20 protein-coding genes and 1 pseudogene are annotated in these 17,494 nt (G+C 61.9%); 15 read left to right on the forward strand and 6 right to left on the reverse strand.

The window, feature by feature from the left end:
• The first annotated feature begins 59 nt into the window (after positions 1-59).
• The 3 genes from RGV33_RS17940 to RGV33_RS17950 all read left to right on the forward strand — a co-directional run bounded on the left by RGV33_RS17940 (position 60) and on the right by RGV33_RS17950 (position 2,552).
• Positions 60-614: a UPF0149 family protein gene (locus RGV33_RS17940; RefSeq protein ID WP_322145423.1), complete on the forward strand. Its 555-nt coding sequence runs from the start codon at positions 60-62 to the stop codon at positions 612-614.
• A 259-nt stretch (positions 615-873) separates the two neighbouring features.
• Complete coding sequence (gene aroA / locus RGV33_RS17945; protein WP_322145424.1) at positions 874-2,130, forward strand: 3-phosphoshikimate 1-carboxyvinyltransferase; 1,257 nt, start codon at positions 874-876, stop codon at positions 2,128-2,130.
• Between the two features lie 32 nt (positions 2,131-2,162).
• Positions 2,163-2,552, forward strand: a complete 390-nt coding sequence (locus RGV33_RS17950) for a hypothetical protein (RefSeq protein WP_322145425.1) — start codon at positions 2,163-2,165, stop codon at positions 2,550-2,552.
• Between the two features lies 1 nt (position 2,553).
• On the opposite strand, the gene RGV33_RS17955 is transcribed toward RGV33_RS17950, so the two are convergent.
• A complete protein-coding gene (locus RGV33_RS17955; RefSeq protein ID WP_322145426.1) occupies positions 2,554-2,928 on the reverse strand; it encodes a tautomerase family protein in 375 nt (124 codons plus the stop codon).
• A 4-nt stretch (positions 2,929-2,932) separates the two neighbouring features.
• Complete coding sequence (locus RGV33_RS17960) at positions 2,933-3,211, reverse strand: carboxymuconolactone decarboxylase family protein (protein ID WP_322145427.1); 279 nt, start codon at positions 3,209-3,211, stop codon at positions 2,933-2,935.
• Between the two features lie 107 nt (positions 3,212-3,318).
• Between RGV33_RS17960 and RGV33_RS17965 the strand changes: the two genes are divergently transcribed.
• Positions 3,319-4,188 carry a LysR substrate-binding domain-containing protein gene (locus RGV33_RS17965; RefSeq protein ID WP_322145428.1) on the forward strand — a complete coding sequence of 290 codons (870 nt, stop codon included), beginning with the start codon at positions 3,319-3,321 and terminating at the stop codon, positions 4,186-4,188.
• On the opposite strand, the gene RGV33_RS17970 is transcribed toward RGV33_RS17965, so the two are convergent.
• A complete protein-coding gene (locus tag RGV33_RS17970) occupies positions 4,185-4,790 on the reverse strand; it encodes an NAD(P)H-dependent oxidoreductase (protein ID WP_322145429.1) in 606 nt (201 codons plus the stop codon). The genes RGV33_RS17965 and RGV33_RS17970 overlap by 4 nt on opposite strands.
• A 91-nt stretch (positions 4,791-4,881) precedes the next feature.
• Here RGV33_RS17970 and RGV33_RS17975 point away from each other — a divergent pair, with 91 nt between their 5' ends.
• A complete protein-coding gene (locus RGV33_RS17975) occupies positions 4,882-5,484 on the forward strand; it encodes a TetR/AcrR family transcriptional regulator (protein WP_322145430.1) in 603 nt (200 codons plus the stop codon).
• 115 nt (positions 5,485-5,599) lie between these two features.
• Positions 5,600-5,977 (forward strand): hypothetical protein, encoded by a 378-nt coding sequence (locus RGV33_RS17980; protein WP_322145431.1) that lies wholly within the window; start codon positions 5,600-5,602, stop codon positions 5,975-5,977.
• 52 nt (positions 5,978-6,029) lie between these two features.
• On the opposite strand, the gene RGV33_RS17985 is transcribed toward RGV33_RS17980, so the two are convergent.
• Together RGV33_RS17985 and RGV33_RS17990 are read right to left on the reverse strand one after the other, a co-directional pair.
• Complete coding sequence (locus RGV33_RS17985) at positions 6,030-6,704, reverse strand: GNAT family N-acetyltransferase (RefSeq protein WP_322145432.1); 675 nt, start codon at positions 6,702-6,704, stop codon at positions 6,030-6,032.
• A 157-nt stretch (positions 6,705-6,861) separates the two neighbouring features.
• A pseudogene (locus RGV33_RS17990) lies at positions 6,862-7,119 on the reverse strand (hypothetical protein); the annotation flags it as partial.
• 68 nt (positions 7,120-7,187) lie between these two features.
• Here RGV33_RS17990 and RGV33_RS17995 point away from each other — a divergent pair.
• From RGV33_RS17995 to RGV33_RS18020, 6 genes are all read left to right on the forward strand, one after another.
• The gene (locus RGV33_RS17995; RefSeq protein WP_322145433.1) at positions 7,188-7,898 is read left to right on the forward strand and encodes a FadR/GntR family transcriptional regulator; all 711 of its coding nucleotides are present in this window, start codon (positions 7,188-7,190) and stop codon (positions 7,896-7,898) included.
• 106 nt (positions 7,899-8,004) lie between these two features.
• Positions 8,005-9,198 (forward strand): L-2-hydroxyglutarate oxidase, encoded by a 1,194-nt coding sequence (gene lhgO, locus RGV33_RS18000; protein ID WP_322145434.1) that lies wholly within the window; start codon positions 8,005-8,007, stop codon positions 9,196-9,198.
• Between the two features lie 58 nt (positions 9,199-9,256).
• Positions 9,257-10,582 carry an MFS transporter gene (locus RGV33_RS18005; protein ID WP_322145435.1) on the forward strand — a complete coding sequence of 442 codons (1,326 nt, stop codon included), beginning with the start codon at positions 9,257-9,259 and terminating at the stop codon, positions 10,580-10,582.
• Between the two features lie 81 nt (positions 10,583-10,663).
• Positions 10,664-11,518, forward strand: coding sequence for a CAP domain-containing protein (locus RGV33_RS18010; RefSeq protein ID WP_322145436.1), 855 nt, complete (start codon positions 10,664-10,666; stop codon positions 11,516-11,518).
• Positions 11,519-11,659: 141 nt separating this feature from the next.
• On the forward strand, positions 11,660-12,079 hold the full coding sequence (locus RGV33_RS18015; protein WP_322145437.1) for an organic hydroperoxide resistance protein: 420 nt from the start codon (positions 11,660-11,662) through the stop codon (positions 12,077-12,079).
• 204 nt (positions 12,080-12,283) lie between these two features.
• Positions 12,284-13,960 carry an ATP-binding protein gene (locus RGV33_RS18020; protein ID WP_322145438.1) on the forward strand — a complete coding sequence of 559 codons (1,677 nt, stop codon included), beginning with the start codon at positions 12,284-12,286 and terminating at the stop codon, positions 13,958-13,960.
• 2 nt (positions 13,961-13,962) lie between these two features.
• Here the strand turns inward: RGV33_RS18020 and RGV33_RS18025 are convergent, their stop codons facing one another.
• A complete protein-coding gene (locus RGV33_RS18025) occupies positions 13,963-15,090 on the reverse strand; it encodes a GGDEF domain-containing protein (RefSeq protein ID WP_322145439.1) in 1,128 nt (375 codons plus the stop codon).
• 150 nt (positions 15,091-15,240) lie between these two features.
• Between RGV33_RS18025 and RGV33_RS18030 the strand changes: the two genes are divergently transcribed.
• The 3 genes from RGV33_RS18030 to RGV33_RS18040 all read left to right on the forward strand — a co-directional run bounded on the left by RGV33_RS18030 (position 15,241) and on the right by RGV33_RS18040 (position 17,462).
• The gene (locus RGV33_RS18030; RefSeq protein WP_322145440.1) at positions 15,241-15,768 is read left to right on the forward strand and encodes a GNAT family N-acetyltransferase; all 528 of its coding nucleotides are present in this window, start codon (positions 15,241-15,243) and stop codon (positions 15,766-15,768) included.
• A 132-nt stretch (positions 15,769-15,900) separates the two neighbouring features.
• Positions 15,901-16,953 (forward strand): alpha/beta hydrolase, encoded by a 1,053-nt coding sequence (locus RGV33_RS18035; protein ID WP_322145441.1) that lies wholly within the window; start codon positions 15,901-15,903, stop codon positions 16,951-16,953.
• Complete coding sequence (locus tag RGV33_RS18040; protein WP_322145442.1) at positions 16,953-17,462, forward strand: cytochrome P460 family protein; 510 nt, start codon at positions 16,953-16,955, stop codon at positions 17,460-17,462. The genes RGV33_RS18035 and RGV33_RS18040 overlap by 1 nt, the downstream gene beginning before the upstream one ends.
• The last annotated feature ends 32 nt before the right edge of the window (positions 17,463-17,494 follow it).

Raw genomic sequence — 17,494 nt, forward strand, 5'->3', positions numbered from 1 at the left:
CCATCCTCCGCGCTTTCAGCCGCCCCATCAGCGGCGTTCCACGCACAAAGGACAGGCCCATGCTCGACCAACCCCTCACCTCCGCCGATTTCGAATTCATCGACGAAACCCTGCTCAAGTACGGCGATGATCACTCGGTGCTGAACCTGGCCGAGCTTGACGGCTACTTCACCGCACTGGTCTCAAGCCCTGCGCAGGTGGATGTGGCCGAATGGTTCCCCGGCATCTTTGGTGGGCAGAACCCGGATTGGGAAAGCCCGAAGGAAGCCGGGCAGTTCCTTGAACTGTGCGTGCGCCATATGAACGCCATCGCCAAGCAACTGGCGACCGATGCGCAAGGCTTTAAAGCGCGCTTTGAAGAAACCGAGCATCAGGGCCAGCCACTGACCCTGGCGGAAGAATGGTGTTTTGGCTATATCCGTGGCGCGGCCATCGGCAACTGGCCGGAGCTGCCTGCCGAACAGGCCGGGCAGTTTGAGAAGATTTCCTGGTGCGCCGAGCAGGACAACTTTGAACTGCCGGCAGACCTGGATGTTGATGCCCATCAACAACGGGTAGCTACAATCGAACCGGCCGCCCGTGCGCTGCACGATTACTGGTTGGTTCAACGCTGACTTACCTTGCACCTGAACACAATGCCTGTGGCGAGGGAGCTTGCTCGCCACATTAAATCAGCACCAACACATGCTGGCCTTGTTTGCCCTTGGGCAACGTCACTTGACGCTCAAACCACGCACCTGCCGTTCGACCAGTGGTGCCCCACGTCGTCGTAACCCCTGAATATCAACGATCCCCGCTCGACAACGGTGGCGTGTTTGGCCGATTATTCGTGTCCGCCAAACGCCAGCCGCCTTGAAGCAGGAGCCTTGTACCTTGAGTTCGCAGAAAACCGTGACCGTTACACCGCCCAACTTTCCATTGAACGGCAAGGTAGCGCCCCCCGGCTCCAAATCCATTACCAACCGTGCCCTGCTGCTGGCCGCCCTGGCCAAGGGCACCAGCCGCTTGAGCGGCGCGTTGAAAAGCGATGACACCCGCCACATGTCGGTGGCCCTGCGGCAGATGGGCGTGGTGATCGATGAGCCGGACGACACCACGTTCGTCGTCACCAGCCTGGGCAAGCTGCAATTGCCGGCGCAACCGCTGTTCCTCGGCAACGCCGGCACGGCGATGCGCTTTCTCACCGCTGCCGTGGCCACCGTACACGGCACCGTAGTGCTGGACGGCGACGCCTACATGCAAAAACGCCCGATCGGCCCGCTGCTCGCGACCCTCGGCCAAAATGGCATCAAGGTTGACAGCCCCACCCGCTGCCCGCCGGTCACCGTGCACGGCACCGGCCGGGTGCAGGCCAAGCGTTTCGAGATCGACGGCGGCCTGTCGAGCCAGTACGTGTCGGCGCTGCTGATGCTGGCAGCATGCGGCGACGCCCCGATCGAAGTGGCGCTGACCGGCAAGGACATCGGCGCCCGTGGCTACGTCGACCTGACCCTGGACTGCATGCGCGCCTTCGGTGCCCAAGTGGACATCGTCGATGAAAGCACCTGGCGCGTGGCCCCCACCGGCTACACCGCCCACGACTACCTGATCGAGCCTGACGCTTCCGCCGCCACCTATTTGTGGGCCGCCGAAGTGTTGACCGGTGGCCACATCGACCTCGGTGTCGCCCCGCAGGATTTCACCCAGCCCGACGCCAAGGCCCAGGCAGTGATCGCGCAATTCCCGCACATGCAGCCGGTGGTCGTCGGCTCGCAAATGCAGGATGCAATCCCCACCCTCGCCGTATTGGCCGCCTTCAATAACACACCGGTGCGCTTCACCGAACTGGCCAACCTGCGGGTCAAGGAATGTGACCGGGTGCAAGCCCTGCATGACGGCCTGAATGAAATCCGCCCGGGCTTGGCAACCATTGAAGGTGATGATTTGCTGGTGGCCAGCGATCCGGCCCTGGCAGGCACCACCTGCAACGCGCTGATCGACACCCATGCCGACCACCGCATCGCCATGTGCTTTGCCCTGGCGGGCCTGAAAGTGTCGGGCATCAGGATTCAGGACCCGGACTGCGTCGGCAAGACCTATCCTGAGTACTGGAAAGAGCTGGAAAGCCTTGGGGTCCATTTGACCTGGTAAGCCATCGGCGCCGGTAACGGGAGGGAGACTTCATGACGATTCGCCAACCCTGCCCACCCGGCGCCTGCGACTGCAATCGCGAGCAACTGCTCGACACAGCCGGCACCGATGCACGCATCCTGCACCTGACGCGCCAGGAAGAAAAACGCCTGCTCGAACGCCTTGAAAACCTGCAAAGCCTGTCGGACCTGGAACGCATGCAACAGCTGATGCACCAGCAACTGGGCATCCGCGTGCACATCGCGCCAGGTCATACGGAAGTGAAGACGATGCGCGGGATTCAGATCGTTATCGAAGAGTTACCGGGGCTGTGTCGCAAGACCCGGCAGTCGATTCCGGCGGCGATTCGCAAGGGCATGGAGAAGCGGCCGGAGATTGCGTATCGGTTGCTGGATGCTAATGACTTGTTTCGGGAGCTTTGAGTCAGTTCCCCCTGCCACCCGCAAACGACCACTCATCCGCCGCGGTCGTGGTAATCACCACCATCACATCCTCAGGGTTCAGCCCTATGGCCGCCTCCAATCGCTCCACCAGCACCCGGTAGAAGCAGCGTTTGGTCTCGGTATCACGAGGTTTACCGCCGGTGATCGCGATCAATACATAGTCGTGGCTGCGTGGGCCGCCCAGGTAGTTGGGGTCGATGATCATCTCGCCCACTTCATGCTGGTGGATCACATGAAAACGATCCGCGTCAGGAATCTTGAAGCTTTCAACCAGGGCGTCATGCAGCCCCTGGGACAGCGCTTGCAGGTACTCGGGGGATTTCCCACGATGCAGGGAGATTCGGGCGTAAGGCATGGGGTTACTCCGCAGGATTGATGGCTGCCAGCAGGTTCAGCGCCGACGCCGCCGTCGGCCAACCGGAATAAAACGCCAAGTGAGTGATGACTTCGCCCAGCTCATGGACGCTCACTCCGTTGCCCATCGCGCGCTGCAAGTGAAACGGCAATTGCTCCAGGCGATACATCGCCACCAATGCCGCCACAGTGATCAGGCTGCGCTCCCTGGGCGACAGGCCATCACGCTCCCAGATGTCGGCGAACAGCACATCGCGGGTCAGCTCGGTAAATTTGTTGCTCATGGACTCTCGCTCCGACAATTCAGTTGACGGGCAAAAACTAGCAAGCCAGGATCGTTCCGAATATCAGATTTAATGGCACCCACCATCCCGCTTTAATGGACTATCCAATGCGCCGCCCCACCTTCGACCTTGATGTACTGCGGACCTTCGTGACGGGCGTGGAACTGAACAGCTTTGCCAGGGCGGCGGACCGCCTGGGTCGTTCGACCTCGGCCGTCAGCGCGCAATTAAAGAAACTCGAAGAACAGGTCGGCACGCCAGTGCTGAGTAAATCCGGGCGCGGCCTGGCGTTGACACCGGTGGGCGAGGTGCTGCTGAGTCATGCCAGGCGATTGCTCGAACTCAATGACAGCATCTTCAGCAGCCTCCACGAAACCCAAACCGCCGGCACCTTGCGCCTGGGCTTACAGGAGGATTTTGGCGAGCATGTGCTCAGTGACATCCTGCGGCGCTTCGCCAGGCTGTACCCGATGATCAGCCTCGAAGTGCGGATTGGCCGCAACGCCGAGCTGCTGGCGCTGATCGACAGCGCCAGCCTGGACCTGGCGCTGACCTGGGAAACTGGCCACGCCAAGTCCAACTCCACGCGCCTGGGGCAAACACCGATGCACTGGATCGGGCCGCGCGACAAGCCACCACTGCCGCGCGCCGAGGATGCGCCGCTGCCACTGGTGATGTTCGAGGCGCCCTGTGTATTGCGCAGCGCGGCCACCGAGGCGCTGGACCGTGCCGGGATTGCCTGGCGCATTGCGTTGACCAGCCCGAGCGTGGGCGGGATCTGGGCGGCGGTCGATGCCGGGTTGGGCGTGACCTTGCGCACCCGCATCGGGTTGCCGGCGCACCTGCGTGTGCTCGACGGGCTGCCGCCGGTGCCGACCCTTGGCTACGCCCTGCATCACAGCCATCAGGCGCCGAGCGCGGCAGTCGCTCAGTTGGCGACGCTGATACAGGGCAGCCTGGAACAACCGGTTTTTTAGGCAGGCTCGCAAGCGGCCAGCGTGACGAACAGTTGTCGCCCCAACTTCGCCACCGTCTCCAGATGCTGCTCGGCCGCGCCGCTCTCCGAGTCCAGCAGCAACTCGGACGTCAGCACCTGCGCCCCACAGTAATCAAAGATCCCATGGTCGATCTGCGCTCGCATGGCATTGGCATAGCCGTGGCGTTCAAACACCCCCTCGTCCGCCCCGCCGACGCCCAGCAAGTGAACCTGCAGGTGGCCGAGTTTTTTCACCACTTTGGTTTCCAGGCTGTAGTCAATCGCCCAGCCGTTGACGAACACCCGGTCGACCCAGCCCTTGAGCAAGGCCGGCATTGACCACCAGAAAATCGGGAACACCAGCACCAGTGCATCGGCGCGGTCGAGCCGGGCCTGTTCGGCCAGCACATCGGCCGGCGGCGTGGCCCGGGTGCGGTGCACCTTATGGTCGGCGGCGTTGTAACGTGGGTCGAAGCCTTCGGCGGCGAGGTCGGCGATTTCGAAGGTATGGCCGGCGGCCGTGATGCCAGCAGCGGCTTGTTTGGCGAGGCTGTGGGTCAGGGACTGTGGGTCGTGGTGAGCAATAACGATCAGGGCGTGCATGGCAGTCACTCCTTCAGGGGTAGCGGCGAAAAGGCAAATTGAGTAGGCTTGAGCTAAGTTACCGCTGGTAAGTTACTTTTGGTATATAAGCATGTCAAGCGATCAATCCCCTGCCCCTCGCCGTCGCCTGTCCCGGGATGACCGGCTACGCCAGTTGCTCGACGTGGCCTGGCAACTGGTGCGCGAAGAAGGCACTGACGCCCTGACGCTGGGGCACCTTGCCGAATTGGCCGGTGTTACCAAGCCGGTGGTGTATGACCATTTCGGCACTCGTGCGGGGCTGTTGGCGGCGTTGTATGAAGATTTCGACGCGCGTCAGAACCAGGTATTTTCCACCGCAATCGAGACCAGCGACGCCACCCTGGACAACCGCGCTTGGGTGATCGCTTCGTGTTATGTCGATTGTGTGTTGCTGCAGGGGCGTGAAATACCGGGCGTGATTGCGGCGCTCGCCGGCAGCCCGGAGCTGGAAACCATCAAGCGTGAGTACGACGTGATATTCCTCGGCAAGTGCCGCGACGCCCTCGCCCCCTTTGCCGTGGACGGTGTGATCGGCCAGGCGGGTTTACGTGCAATGTTGGGCGCGGCAGATGCCCTGTCCCATGCCGCCGCCAGCGGGGAAATCAGCCCGTTGGAGGCGCAGGAGGAGCTGTTTGCAAGCATCAAGGCTATGGTCAATCGGGGCCGTGCTTAAAAGAATTAAACACATGAGGGGAATAAACCGGCGCGACGGGTGTTTACCTGAGTACGCCTTGTGAATACAGCACAAGGCCAGTACTCAAACCAAGAAAAACCCCCAGGAGTTCGTCATGTTGAAAAAATTCTCCCTTGCTGCCGCTGTCATGATTGCGTGTGCTTCGACCATGGCCTTCGCCGCCCCTGCCAAAATCGCCGACAGCGCCAAGGGCAAAGTCCTGGTGGATGGCAAGGGCATGACCCTGTACACCTTCGCCAAGGACAGCGCCGGCAAATCCGCCTGCAACGGCCAATGCCTGGCCAACTGGCCGGCCCTGACCGCCTCGGCCGGTGCCAAGGATGCCGACGGCTACACCGTGGTCAGCCGTGACGATGGCAGTAAGCAGTGGGCTTACAAAGGCCAGCCGTTGTACACCTGGGTCAAGGACAGCAAGCCGGGCGACATCACCGGTGACGGCGTTGGCGGCAACTGGAACCTGGCCAAGCCATAACAGGCATACCAATCACAATGTGGGAGCGGGTCCGCTCCCACATTGTGCTGCGTCACCCCAGCCTTGCGTGCACAAACATCCGGGCTTTGTGGGTCATCTGGTCGAAGTGCCGGTCGCGCTGTTTCTCGGCATCGATCATCGCCCGCTTGCCGTGCTTTTGCAGCAGGTAGGTGTGGATCTGCCGCACCTCCAGCGAGCTGTAGATCGACGCCACATCCAGCAACCCCATCAAGCCGTCCGTGCTGTAGTCGCGGGTGTTCATCAACACCTGAGTGCCACGCACACCGCGCAGTTGAAAGCCCATGGACTCAAACGCCGGCACCTTCTCCACCGCGCAGGTCAGTTCGGCGTGAGGGTAGCGAGCCAGCATGTCCTGCATCATCGCCCGCGCCACGCCTTTGCGCCGATGGCTGGCGTGCACCGCCATGTAGGCCACGCCGCACGCCTCGGGATCGTCCTTCACCGGCAGGTAAAGCAGGAAGCCAATCACCTGCTCCTGCGCGTCCAGCGCGACGATCAATTCAACCGCAATGCCCTTCGACCCGCCCAGCGCCTCCAGGTACAGGTGCACCTCATAGCCGATCGCATACTGGTACACGTTGTACAGCAGGTTGCTCGGCGCGATGGCGACCATGCTGATGTCGGTCAGGTAGTCGACCACCATCTGCAGGATCTGCGCGTTGATCGGTTCGGGGCATGGTGTTTCGTAACGGGTAAGGCTGAACATTCGAATTCCTGGTGTTTCGTGTCAAGGCTGGGCGGATTGTACCTGTTGAAGGGCCGCAGTAGGCCCGGAGCGAATTACTTCAGTCCTATTGTGGCGAGGTAGCTTGCTCCCGTTGGGCTGCGTAGCAGCCCCAATCAAACACACCGCGTTCTTTCAGCTAGAAACAGGATGCAGGTTTTGGGGCTGCTCCGCAGCCCAGCGGGAGCAAGCTCCCTCGCCACAGGGAGTCGGTGCTTTCCAAATTGGTGAGCCAGGCTCGGCTGTCGGCGTCCAGGCGCGGGTGCCAGAGCATCGACACGGTGAAGTCCGGGAACGCGAACGGCAGCGCAAAGCGGTGGAGGTCGCTGTGCAGGTTGGCGGTATGGCGCTCGGGTACGCTGGCGATCAGGTCGGTGCTGCGGGCCAGCGCCAGGGCGACACATATCTTGACAAGATAAAATCGTTACGACTATTGTCTGACAACCTGATCACCAAGGTTTTCCCATGCTTGAGCTCCAGCGCCCTGATTCGCTCGTTGTGCGCGTTGTCAGCGCCATCCGCGCCGAAATCGATTCTGGCCAACTGGCGCCCGAGGCACGCCTGCCCACCGAACAGCAACTGGCTGAACAGCTCAATGTCAGCCGTTCGGTGGTGCGCGAAGCGATTGCCCAGCTCAAGGCCGACGGCGTACTCACCGCCCGCCGTGGCCTGGGCTCATTTATCTCGCAAACCCCGGCCGGCACTGTATTCCGCTTCCCGGAAAAAAACGGCCGCCGCCCGGACCTGGCGCAGATGTTCGAAGTGCGCCTGTGGATCGAAACCCAGGCCGCCTCGATTGCCGCCCTGCGCCGCGACGCTGCAGACCTGCTGCGCATGAAAAGCGCCCTGCAGGAAATGCACGACAAGCGCGCCGACTTCGAAGCCGCCGCCCTGGCCGATGTGGAATTCCATCGCGCCATCGCCGAGGCCAGCAAGAACGATTATTTCGTGGCCTTTCATGACTTCCTCAGAAGCCAACTGGCCAGCGCCCGCAAGACCGCCTGGGAAAACTCTGCCACCCGCTTCGTCAGCGGCTCGGCCGACGCCACCCAGGAACACACCGCGCTGTACCAGGCCATCTTCGACAGTGATGCCCAAGGCGCCGCCGCCTGTGCCGAGGCGCACTTGCGCGCCGCAGCCAGGCGCCTGAACCTGGAATTGCCCGCCATCAACTGACCGATCCAGACCCTTTTGAAGCGTGCCTTGGGTACGCCGTTTTTTTAATAAAACCATTAGTCTGACAACCTGATAAGCAGACTGAAATGCGTAGGTACTTAAAACAATGATTTATGACTTTTGCATCATCGGCGGCGGCATCGTCGGCCTGGCCACTGCGATGGAGTTGCTCAAGCGCCAGCCCAACGCCTCTTTGGTGATTTTGGAAAAGGAAAGCCTGCTGGCCAAGCACCAGACCGGCCACAACAGCGGGGTAATCCATGCCGGCATCTATTACGCGCCGGGCAGCCTCAAGGCCGATTTGTGCAAGCGCGGCGCCGAAGCCACCAAGCAGTTCTGCACCGAGCACGGCATCAAGTTCGAGGTGTGTGGCAAGCTGCTGGTGGCCTCCACGCCGCTGGAAGTGCAGCGGATGGAAGCGCTCTACGCCCGCTCGCAGCTCAACGGGATGAAGGTCGAACGCCTGGACGCCGACCAGTTGCGCCAGCGCGAACCGAACATCGTCGGGCTGGGCGGGCTGTTTCTCGACACCACCGGCATCGTCGATTACCGCGAAGTCTGCGAAACCATGGCCCGGGTGATCCGCCGCGCCGGCGGGGAAATCTGCCTGGAACGCACCGTCACCGCGATCGTCGAGGACACCGACAAAGTCACCGTCAGCACCCGTGGCGAAAGCTGGCAGGCCAAACACCTGGTGGTGTGCGCCGGCTTGCAATCGGACCGCCTGGCGGTGATGGCCGGGGTAAAGATCGACCACCAGATCATCCCGTTTCGCGGCGAATACTTCCGCCTGCCAGCATCGAAAAACAACCTCGTCAACCACCTGATCTACCCGATTCCCGACCCGGAGCTGCCGTTTCTCGGTGTGCACCTGACCCGCATGATCGACGGCAGCGTCACCGTCGGCCCCAACGCCGTACTGGGCCTTGGCCGCGAAAACTATCGCAAGTTTTCGGTGAACTGGCGCGACGTGGCGCAGTACGCAAGCTTCCCGGGCTTCTGGAAAACCATCTGGCAGAACCTCGGCTCCGGCAGCGTCGAGATGAAGAATTCACTGTTCAAGTCCGGCTACCTGGCGCAATGCCGCAAGTACTGCCCCTCGCTGAACATCGAAGACCTGCTGCCCTATGAAGCCGGCATCCGCGCCCAGGCCGTGATGCGCGACGGCACCCTGGTGCACGACTTCCTCTTCGCCCAGACCCCGCGAATGCTCCACGTGTGCAATGCGCCTTCACCCGCTGCCACCTCCGCGATTCCTATCGGCGCGATGATCGCCGACCGCATGTTCACGCCCGCCTGACACACCGCAATACGCCTCACTTTGACAATAAATATAATGACCAGGAAGGAACTCCAGAATGACGGCAACAGCCCGCACCCCAGACACCGAAACGCCCGAACAAACCAGCAAACGCCTGCGCAAAGTCGCGGCCGCAACCATCTTCGGCTCGATGCTGGAGTGGTATGACTTTTATCTGTACGCCACCATGGCGGCGATTGTGTTCTCGAAGATCTTCTTCGATAACAGCGACCCGAAAGCCGCGACGCTGATGGCGTTTTCCACCTTTGCCATCGGCTTTATCGCACGCCCGTTTGGCGGCATCCTGTTTGGCTACCTGGGCGACAAATTCGGGCGTAAACAAGTGCTGGTGCTGACCTTCTGCATGATGGGCGTGTGCACCACCCTGATCGGGCTGATCCCCAGCTACGCCTCCATCGGCATCTGGGCGCCAATCGTGCTGGTGTTTATCCGCATCATCCAGGGCTTGGGCGCCGGGGCCGAATTGTCCGGCGCGGCGGTCACCTCCTACGAGCACGCCAGCGAAGGCAAACGCGGCAGCCAGGGTGCATGGCCGGCGCTGGGGCTGAACCTGGGCTTGTTGCTGTCGTCGCTGACCGTGTACCTGCTGACCATCAACGGCAATGAATTCCTGCTGGCCGGCGGCTGGCGGATTCCGTTCATTTGCAGCATCGCCCTGGTGGGTGTAGGCCTGTGGGTACGCAACAGCATTCCGGAAACCCCGGAGTTCAAGGAACTGAGCAAGGAAACCGCGAAAGCCCAGGCCTCGCCGCTCAAGGCGCTGTTCAAGAACGACCTCAAGGGACTCGCGGTGGTGTTTTTCGTGGCGATTGGCTACAACGCTCTGAGCTACATCTTCAAGACTTTTTCCCTGGCGTACCTGACCCAGTTCAAGGGCGTTGATGTGCACGTCACCTCGCTGTCGGTAACCATCGCCAGCCTGATCGCCATCGTCGCCGTGCCGTGCTTCGGCTGGCTGTGCGACAAGTGGAGCAGCAAGACCGTGCTGATGCTCGGGGGCCTGTTCTCGCTGCTGTTTGCCTACCCGTTCCTCGCGCTGCTCAATACCGGCGAGAGCCTGATGATCTATGTCGCCATCGGGGTGGGCACCGGCATCCTCGCGCCCATGATGTTTGCCCCGCAGGGTTCGTTCCTGAGCCGCCAATTCCCGACTCAAACCCGCTCTTCGGGCTTTGGCACCGGGCGCGAAATCGGCACCGCGATCGCAGGTGGCCTGGCGCCATTAGGGGCGTTGTCGATGGTCGCTGCGTCAGCCACTCACTCCACTGATGGCGTTGTGATAATCCTTGCGATCTCGTCCCTGCTGGTGGTGGTGTTCGCCTTGTGTGACCAGGGCCGTAAACACTCGGCATTCAAGAACTGAGGCAAAAAGTTCGGACCAACGGGTGCATGGATGCCCCTTCATCGCGCATCATGGGCACTTTCAAGCTCAAGGGAAACGTCCATGCGCGTTCTGTCATTGATGATGGGTCTTACGACGCTGGCCGCCAGTCTGGTGTTTAGCGCCCAGGCGCAGGCGGGTGAAGAAAGCCTGTTGGTCGACTCGATCAATCAATACCGCAGCCAGGTCCAGCGCTGCGGCAACCAAGGTTCCCAGGAGTTGCCGCCCCTGGCCAGCGACTCGCGGCTGGTGTTGCCGGTCAACAGTGTCGGCGACTTACAGCAGGCGCTGGCGCGGGCGGCGTACCCGATGGTCAACGTGCAGGCCATCAGCCTGAGCGGGCCCAAGAATGCCGAGGCCGCGATGAAAGCGGTGCGCGAAAGTTTTTGCCGGGTGGTGCTCGACCCGCAATTTATCGATATCGGCGTGAGCAACAGCGGCCAGGACTGGCGTATTGTGCTGGCCCGCCCGCTGCTGACCAGCGGCCTGGGTGAAACCCAGACCGAAGGCAGGAAGGTACTCGACATCATCAACGCCGCCCGCCAACAACCGCGGCAGTGTGGCGTCCAGGCGTTTGCTGCCACCACGCCCCTGAGCTGGAACGAAGAACTCGCCAGCGCCGCCGCTGGCCACGCCCGCAACATGGCCAACGGCAACTTCTTCGATCACCTGGACCATGACGGCCGCACCCCGGGCGACCGGGCAGAACTGGCAGGCTACATCGGCCAGCAGATCGGCGAAAACATCGCCGCCGGCATGGACACCCCACGCAAGGTGGTCGACGGCTGGCTCGCCAGCCCCGGGCACTGCGCCAACCTGATGAACCCGCAGTTCCGCGAAATGGGCGCCGCCTATGCCATGGACCCGAAGAGTGACGCGGGTATCTACTGGACCGGGTTATTTGGCGCGCAGCAGTAGCGGTGTGTATCCCAGGGTATCCTCGCAGCGGTTCGACACACTGCGAGGCGTTGCGCCCCCGGGAGTGAAACATTACGGATACGCCAGCACGGTTTCCTGTGCACACCGGCCCACCCCGAGGCCACTTATCAGGAAACCGTCATGTCCCAGAACAGCACCGTGCTCTACACCGGCAAGACCCACACCACTGGCGGGCGTGAAGGCGCGTCCCACAGCGATGACCTGCAACTGGACATCAAGCTGGCGCCGCCAGGCTCCAGGGCTGCGGGCACCAATCCCGAGCAGTTGTTCGGTGCCGGCTGGTCCGCCTGCTTTATCGGCGCGATGGGCAAGGCCGCGCAAACCCTTCAGGTTCGCCTGCCGGCTGGCACAGCGGTGAACGCCGAGGTAGACCTGCTGCACAGCCCGGAACATGGCTACTCCCTGCAAGCCCGCCTGCGCGTCAGCCTGCCGGGTATCGAACACTCGGTCGCCCAGGCGCTGGTCGACCTGGCCCACCAGACCTGCCCGTATTCGAAGGCAACCCGCGGCAATATTGATGTACTGATTACCCTGATCTAAAGCGCAACATGGTATTCAGGTTGGTAGCCGGCTTTTTGTGGGAGCACGCTTGCTCGCCTATTTTTGGCCGGCGCGAAGCGTGATTATTGGCGCAGACATTAAAATGCCATCTAGTCGATAATCCTGCTGAACTGGCTGAATCCAGGGGTGTCTGTACGTTGGCACCCCTACTTCAGCAACCCGTGGCAAAAAGGCGCGCACCGAATGACAAACTGGCTGCAAGGCGGCGGCGAAATGGCCGAACGGTTCCGGCATCACGACTGGGCCACCACGCCACTTGGGACGCTGGACCACTGGCCGGATGTGCTCAAGACCACCGTTGCGCTGTGCCTCGCCTCAAGCTTTCCCCAGGCAATCGTCTGGGGGCCTTCGCTGGTCACCCTGTACAACGACGGGTTTATGCCGATTCTTGGCAACAAGCCCGACGCACTCGGGCGGCCTTTCAGCGAGATCTGGCAGGAAGCCTGGGCCCAAATCAGCCCCATCGCCGACGCAGCCTTTGCCGGTGAAGCCACCTTCATCGAAAACTTCCCGTTGATCGTCGAACGCGGCGGTGCACCGGAGCAGGCATATTTCACCTTTTGCTACAGCCCGATTCGCGATGTGCAAGGTACCGTGGTCGGCATGCTCGACACCGTGACCGAAACCACCGCCACCGTCGTCCTGTCCCGGCGCCTGGCCGAGCTGAATGCAACCCTGGAGCAGCGGGTCGACGAAAGGAGCACCCTGCTGGCCCAGACCGAAGCGGCGTTGCGCCAATCACAAAAACTCGAAGCCATTGGCCAGTTGACCGGTGGCGTGGCTCACGACTTCAATAATCTGCTGACCATCATTCGCTCGTCCGTGGATTTTCTGCGCATGCCGAGCCTGTCCGAAGAACGTCGCCAGCGGTACATGAGCGCCGTCACCGACACCGTGGAACGGGCAGGCAAATTGACCAGCCAGTTGCTCGCCTTTGCTCGGCGCCAGCCGCTGAACCCGCAAGTATTCGACGCATGCCTGCGGGTAAAAAATATTGGCGAGATGCTCGAGACGGTCACGGGCGCGCGGATTCAGGTGCGGGTCGAACTGCCCGGGCAACCGTGTTACATCCGTGCCGACTCCAGCCAGTTTGAAACCGCCCTGATCAACATCGCCCTTAATGCCCGGGACGCCATGAACGGCCAAGGCACCCTCACCCTGCGCCTGGACGCCGACCAACCGCTGCCGCGCATCCGGGGCGATGCTGGCTCGCGCCAGGCGTTCATCGCGATTGCACTGACCGACACCGGCAGCGGTATTCCCGGTGAATCTTTCGAGCGCATCTTCGAACCGTTTTTTACCACCAAGGACGTCGGCAAGGGCACCGGCCTGGGCTTGTCCCAAGTGTTCGGTTTCGTCAAGCAATCGGGCGGCAACGTTGATGTCGCGAGCAGGGTCGACCAAGGCACGGTGTTTACCCTGTACCTGCCGCAAGTGGCGCCCGAAGAGGGTTCCGAGCGCGGCACCGAGGCGGCTGGCGGGCTGATCGCGGAAGACGCCCAGCGCCATATCCTGGTGGTGGAAGACAACCTGGAAGTAGGCGCCTTTGCCAATCAGATCCTCCAGGACCTGGGCTACCAGACCACCTGGGCAACCCATGGCGAACAAGCGCTGGCGCTGGCCGGCGAGGATGCTATGGCGTTCGACGCGGTATTTTCCGATGTGGTGATGCCCGGCATCAGCGGCGTGGCACTGGCCAGGGAATTGCGCCGGCGCAGGCCCGACTTGCCGGTAGTCCTGACCTCGGGTTACAGCGAGGAACTGGCCGAAAGCGGCTATGAAGGCCTGGCGTTCCTGCCCAAACCCTACTCGGCCGACCAGGTTTCACAGGTGCTGGCCAAGGCGCTGCTCAAGGGCTGAAGCTACTCGGCCACCGCCACCTGGTTGCGCCCCAGGGCCTTTGCCCGGTAAAGCGCCTTGTCTGCCGTGTTCATCAGCCCGTGCAAGTCTTGATCCACAGCCCGGGCCCAGGCCACCCCGAGGCTGGCGGTAAGCCCATGCACCGGCTCGCTGGTCAGCCCGGCGATGGCCTTGATCAACTGCTCGGCGATGTCGCGCCCGGTCTCCAGCGAGGTGTCCGGCAACAGCACCGCAAACTCTTCGCCGCCCAACCGGCCATAGACATCGGCCTGGCGAAACGACGCGCTGATCACCCCGCCAATTTGCCGCAGCACCTGGTCGCCGGCCTGGTGGCCGTAGGTGTCGTTGATGTTTTTGAAGTGGTCCATGTCCATCATCAGCGCGCATAAGGGTTGCTGGTGCTGCCGGCATTGCTCGTACAGCAACTGCGCATGTTCAAAAAACGCCCGGCGATTCATCAGGCCGGTGAGTTCGTCGGTTTGTGCGGCGCGGGTGGAGATATTGTGGGCGCGTTCCATTTGCCGGGTCAGGCGAAAGGCTTTCTCCAGGGCATCGGAGAGTTTGCGCGTGGCGCCGCCTACAAAGGAAGAAAACACCAGCACCGCCAGCCCCATGCCCACTTGCATCGAGGACGGTTGAAACAGCAGCCACACCGTACACGGCAGCAGTACCAGGGCCATGGACACCAGCGTCATGTAGCGATAGGCCGAATAACACGAGACCGCGCTGACGGACATGCCCACGGTAAACAGCATCACCAAAGCCTGGGACAGTCGGTCGTCAGTCGGTATCAGCGCCAGTGCGCCTGCGCCCCATACCCCGGCAGACAGCATCAGCGTGATCCAGTAGCGCCGTTCCCAGCGGGCGGGAGTGCGCTCATGGTTGGGGCAGCGAAACCAGGCCATAAACATCGATACACGCAACAGTGACGTGCCGGCCAACACCACCAGCCAGACCATTATTACCGTGTGGTCAAACCGTTCCCAGCACAGCCAGCACAGCATGGCGGCCGCCATATAACTGCCGAAAACCGCAGAGAATGACTGTCGAAATAGCTGATGCAACCGATCTGTTCGTACCTGCTCCTCGATGAAGCAATCCTGGTCCTGCCCACGCCCAAGGCCATTCATTTGGTCCGCCTGATCATACTGCCGCGACAAAGTGCCATTGTGGCATCCTGCCAGTAGCCCTAACAACTGAATCAAGCGTGCCAGAGCGCCGAAAGCAGGATAAATATAGGTGAACACCTTCTCTCGCGCTCCAGGGATCAGAGCCTACTCATGAATACCCACCCAATAACCACCCAACGCCTGGTTCTCAGGCCCCCGACGGTGAACGATGCAGCGAGTGTGTTCGCCATCTATGGCGACCCCGAGACCAATCGCTACAACCCGGCGGGCCCACTGGCCAACCTCCCTCAAGCCAAAGCCGCCCTTGCCCGCTGGCTCAAGCATTGGGCAGACCATGGTTTTGGCCAATGGGCAATTGCGACCCAAGAGGCGCCGGAATGCGTAATCGGCTTTGGCGGCATCACGTTGTACCACTACGGCACGGTGGAGCGAATCAACCTGGGCTACCGTTTCGCCGTCAGCGCCTGGGGCCAGGGATTTGCCACAGAGCTTGCCAGGGCGGCATTGCAATTTGGCTTTGTCGAACTGGGCCAGCCAACCGTCTACGGCGTGGTTCGACCGGCGCATGCAGCCTCGATCAAAGTGCTGGAAAAAATCGGCATGCAGCGTATCGATGAATTGGACGATGTACCCGGGCAGGCACCCAGCCTGGTGTACAGGGCCACGCGGATCCCCTGAGCTGTGTATCGCAGTGTGTCCAGCCCGCCCTGGGATACAAACGCTTTAACCCGGCGGTTTTCTCGAAACAGGCCAGATACACAACGGCGTTCAACTGTGGGCACGCACACTACCCGCCGCTGGAGACTCGCCATGCACACTGCGTTGAACACACCACCGCGCTTCAAGCCCCGCCGCCTGATGGGCGCTTCGCTGCTGGCCTTCGCGTTTTTGCAGTACGGGGCCCTCGGTGTTGCCAGCGCACAAACCCTTCAAGCGCCAACGGCTGCCAGCGCCAGCACCGAAACGGCGTTTGGCCCGTTGAAACACGTAAACGCGGGGTTGCTTAATGTAGCCTACGCCGAAGTCGGCCCGGCCGATGGCCCGGTGGTGATCCTGCTGCACGGTTGGCCCTACGACATTGACAGCTACGCGCAGGTTGCCCCTTTGCTGGCCGCCCAAGGCTACCGCGTGCTGGTGCCCTATGCCCGGGGCTACGGCGACACCCGTTTCCGGTCGGCCAAGACCCTGCGCAACGGCCAGCCGGCCGCACTTGCCGTCGACCTGATCAACTTCATGGACGCCCTCAACATCAAACACGCCGTGCTCGGCGGCTACGACTGGGGCGCACGCACCGCCGACATTGTATCGGCGCTCTGGCCAGAGCGGGTCAAGGCGCTGGTGTCGGTCAGCGGTTACCTGATCGGCAACCAGGCGGCCGGTAAAAACCCGCTGCCGCCCAAGGCCGAATTGCAATGGTGGTACCAGTTCTACTTTGCCACCGATCGCGGCGCTGCCGGCTACGCGCAAAACACCCACGACTTCGCCAAGCTGATCTGGCAGCTCGCCTCGCCGAAATGGGCGTTTGACGACGCCACCTTCGACCGCAGCGCCAAAGGCCTGGACAACCCCGACCACGTCGCCGTGTCGATCTTCAACTACCGCTGGCGCCTGGGCCTGGTCCAGGGCGAGAAGCAATATGCAGCGCTGGAACAAAAACTCGCCACCGCCCCGTCCATCGGCGTGCCCACCATCACGATGGAAGGCGACGCCAACGGCGCGCCGCACCCGGCAGCGCAGGACTACGCCAAGCGCTTCACCGGCAAGTACGAATACCGGCTGATCAGCGGCGGCATCGGCCACAACCTGCCGCAGGAAGCACCGCAAGCCTTTGCCAAGGCTGTGATTGATGCGGACCACCTGTGATGAAGCGCCTGGACCTAGCTGCACTCGTCGCTGCAACAGCCGCCATTGTGGCCACGGCTACCGGGTTCGCCTTTGGCGGCGCGCCCACCCGCGAGCCGTCACCGATCTACGGCGTGACCATTCCCGATGGCTACCGCCAATGGGAGCTGATCGCGCCGGCCCAGGAAGCCGACCCGCTGAACGAACTGCGAGTGGTGCTGGGCAATAAAGTGGCGCTCAAGGCTTACCGCGACGGCACGCTGCCGTTCCCTGACGGCACCGTGCTGGCTAAACTGGCCTGGAAACATGTGCAATCGCCGGAGTTCAAGACCGCCTCGATTCCCGGCGCGGCCACCACTGTGCAGTTCATGGTCAAGGACTCGAAGAAATATGCAGCGACCGGAGGCTGGGGTTTTGGACGGTTCATCAACGGCAAGCCGGTGGACCAGGCGCAGCATGAGACATGCTTTGCCTGCCATCAGGCGTTGGTGAAGAACCACGATTACGTGTTCACCCGGCTGGCGCCTTAGCGCAATAGCCCGTTTCAACAACAAACGCGCGG

Origin of the sequence: Pseudomonas sp. Bout1, from assembly GCF_034314165.1 — a bacterium.
Classification (GTDB): domain Bacteria; phylum Pseudomonadota; class Gammaproteobacteria; order Pseudomonadales; family Pseudomonadaceae; genus Aquipseudomonas.

What these genes read in the sequence shown, in the direction of transcription:
- RGV33_RS18005 (WP_322145435.1), top strand. Translation starts at nt 9,257, where the DNA reads ATGACGGCAACAGCCCGCACCCCAGACACCGAAACGCCCGAACAAACC.
- RGV33_RS18015 (WP_322145437.1), top strand. Translation starts at nt 11,660, where the DNA reads ATGTCCCAGAACAGCACCGTGCTCTACACCGGCAAGACCCACACCACT.
- RGV33_RS18010 (WP_322145436.1), top strand. Translation starts at nt 10,664, where the DNA reads ATGCGCGTTCTGTCATTGATGATGGGTCTTACGACGCTGGCCGCCAGT.
- lhgO (WP_322145434.1), top strand. Translation starts at nt 8,005, where the DNA reads ATGATTTATGACTTTTGCATCATCGGCGGCGGCATCGTCGGCCTGGCC.
- RGV33_RS18035 (WP_322145441.1), top strand. Translation starts at nt 15,901, where the DNA reads ATGCACACTGCGTTGAACACACCACCGCGCTTCAAGCCCCGCCGCCTG.
- RGV33_RS17955 (WP_322145426.1), bottom strand. Translation starts at nt 2,928, where the DNA reads ATGCCTTACGCCCGAATCTCCCTGCATCGTGGGAAATCCCCCGAGTAC.
- RGV33_RS17950 (WP_322145425.1), top strand. Translation starts at nt 2,163, where the DNA reads ATGACGATTCGCCAACCCTGCCCACCCGGCGCCTGCGACTGCAATCGC.
- RGV33_RS18025 (WP_322145439.1), bottom strand. Translation starts at nt 15,090, where the DNA reads ATGAATGGCCTTGGGCGTGGGCAGGACCAGGATTGCTTCATCGAGGAG.
- RGV33_RS17960 (WP_322145427.1), bottom strand. Translation starts at nt 3,211, where the DNA reads ATGAGCAACAAATTTACCGAGCTGACCCGCGATGTGCTGTTCGCCGAC.
- RGV33_RS18030 (WP_322145440.1), top strand. Translation starts at nt 15,241, where the DNA reads ATGAATACCCACCCAATAACCACCCAACGCCTGGTTCTCAGGCCCCCG.
- RGV33_RS17965 (WP_322145428.1), top strand. Translation starts at nt 3,319, where the DNA reads ATGCGCCGCCCCACCTTCGACCTTGATGTACTGCGGACCTTCGTGACG.
- RGV33_RS17980 (WP_322145431.1), top strand. Translation starts at nt 5,600, where the DNA reads ATGTTGAAAAAATTCTCCCTTGCTGCCGCTGTCATGATTGCGTGTGCT.
- RGV33_RS17995 (WP_322145433.1), top strand. Translation starts at nt 7,188, where the DNA reads ATGCTTGAGCTCCAGCGCCCTGATTCGCTCGTTGTGCGCGTTGTCAGC.
- RGV33_RS17975 (WP_322145430.1), top strand. Translation starts at nt 4,882, where the DNA reads ATGTCAAGCGATCAATCCCCTGCCCCTCGCCGTCGCCTGTCCCGGGAT.
- RGV33_RS17970 (WP_322145429.1), bottom strand. Translation starts at nt 4,790, where the DNA reads ATGCACGCCCTGATCGTTATTGCTCACCACGACCCACAGTCCCTGACC.
- RGV33_RS18040 (WP_322145442.1), top strand. Translation starts at nt 16,953, where the DNA reads ATGAAGCGCCTGGACCTAGCTGCACTCGTCGCTGCAACAGCCGCCATT.
- RGV33_RS17985 (WP_322145432.1), bottom strand. Translation starts at nt 6,704, where the DNA reads ATGTTCAGCCTTACCCGTTACGAAACACCATGCCCCGAACCGATCAAC.
- RGV33_RS17940 (WP_322145423.1), top strand. Translation starts at nt 60, where the DNA reads ATGCTCGACCAACCCCTCACCTCCGCCGATTTCGAATTCATCGACGAA.
- RGV33_RS18020 (WP_322145438.1), top strand. Translation starts at nt 12,284, where the DNA reads ATGACAAACTGGCTGCAAGGCGGCGGCGAAATGGCCGAACGGTTCCGG.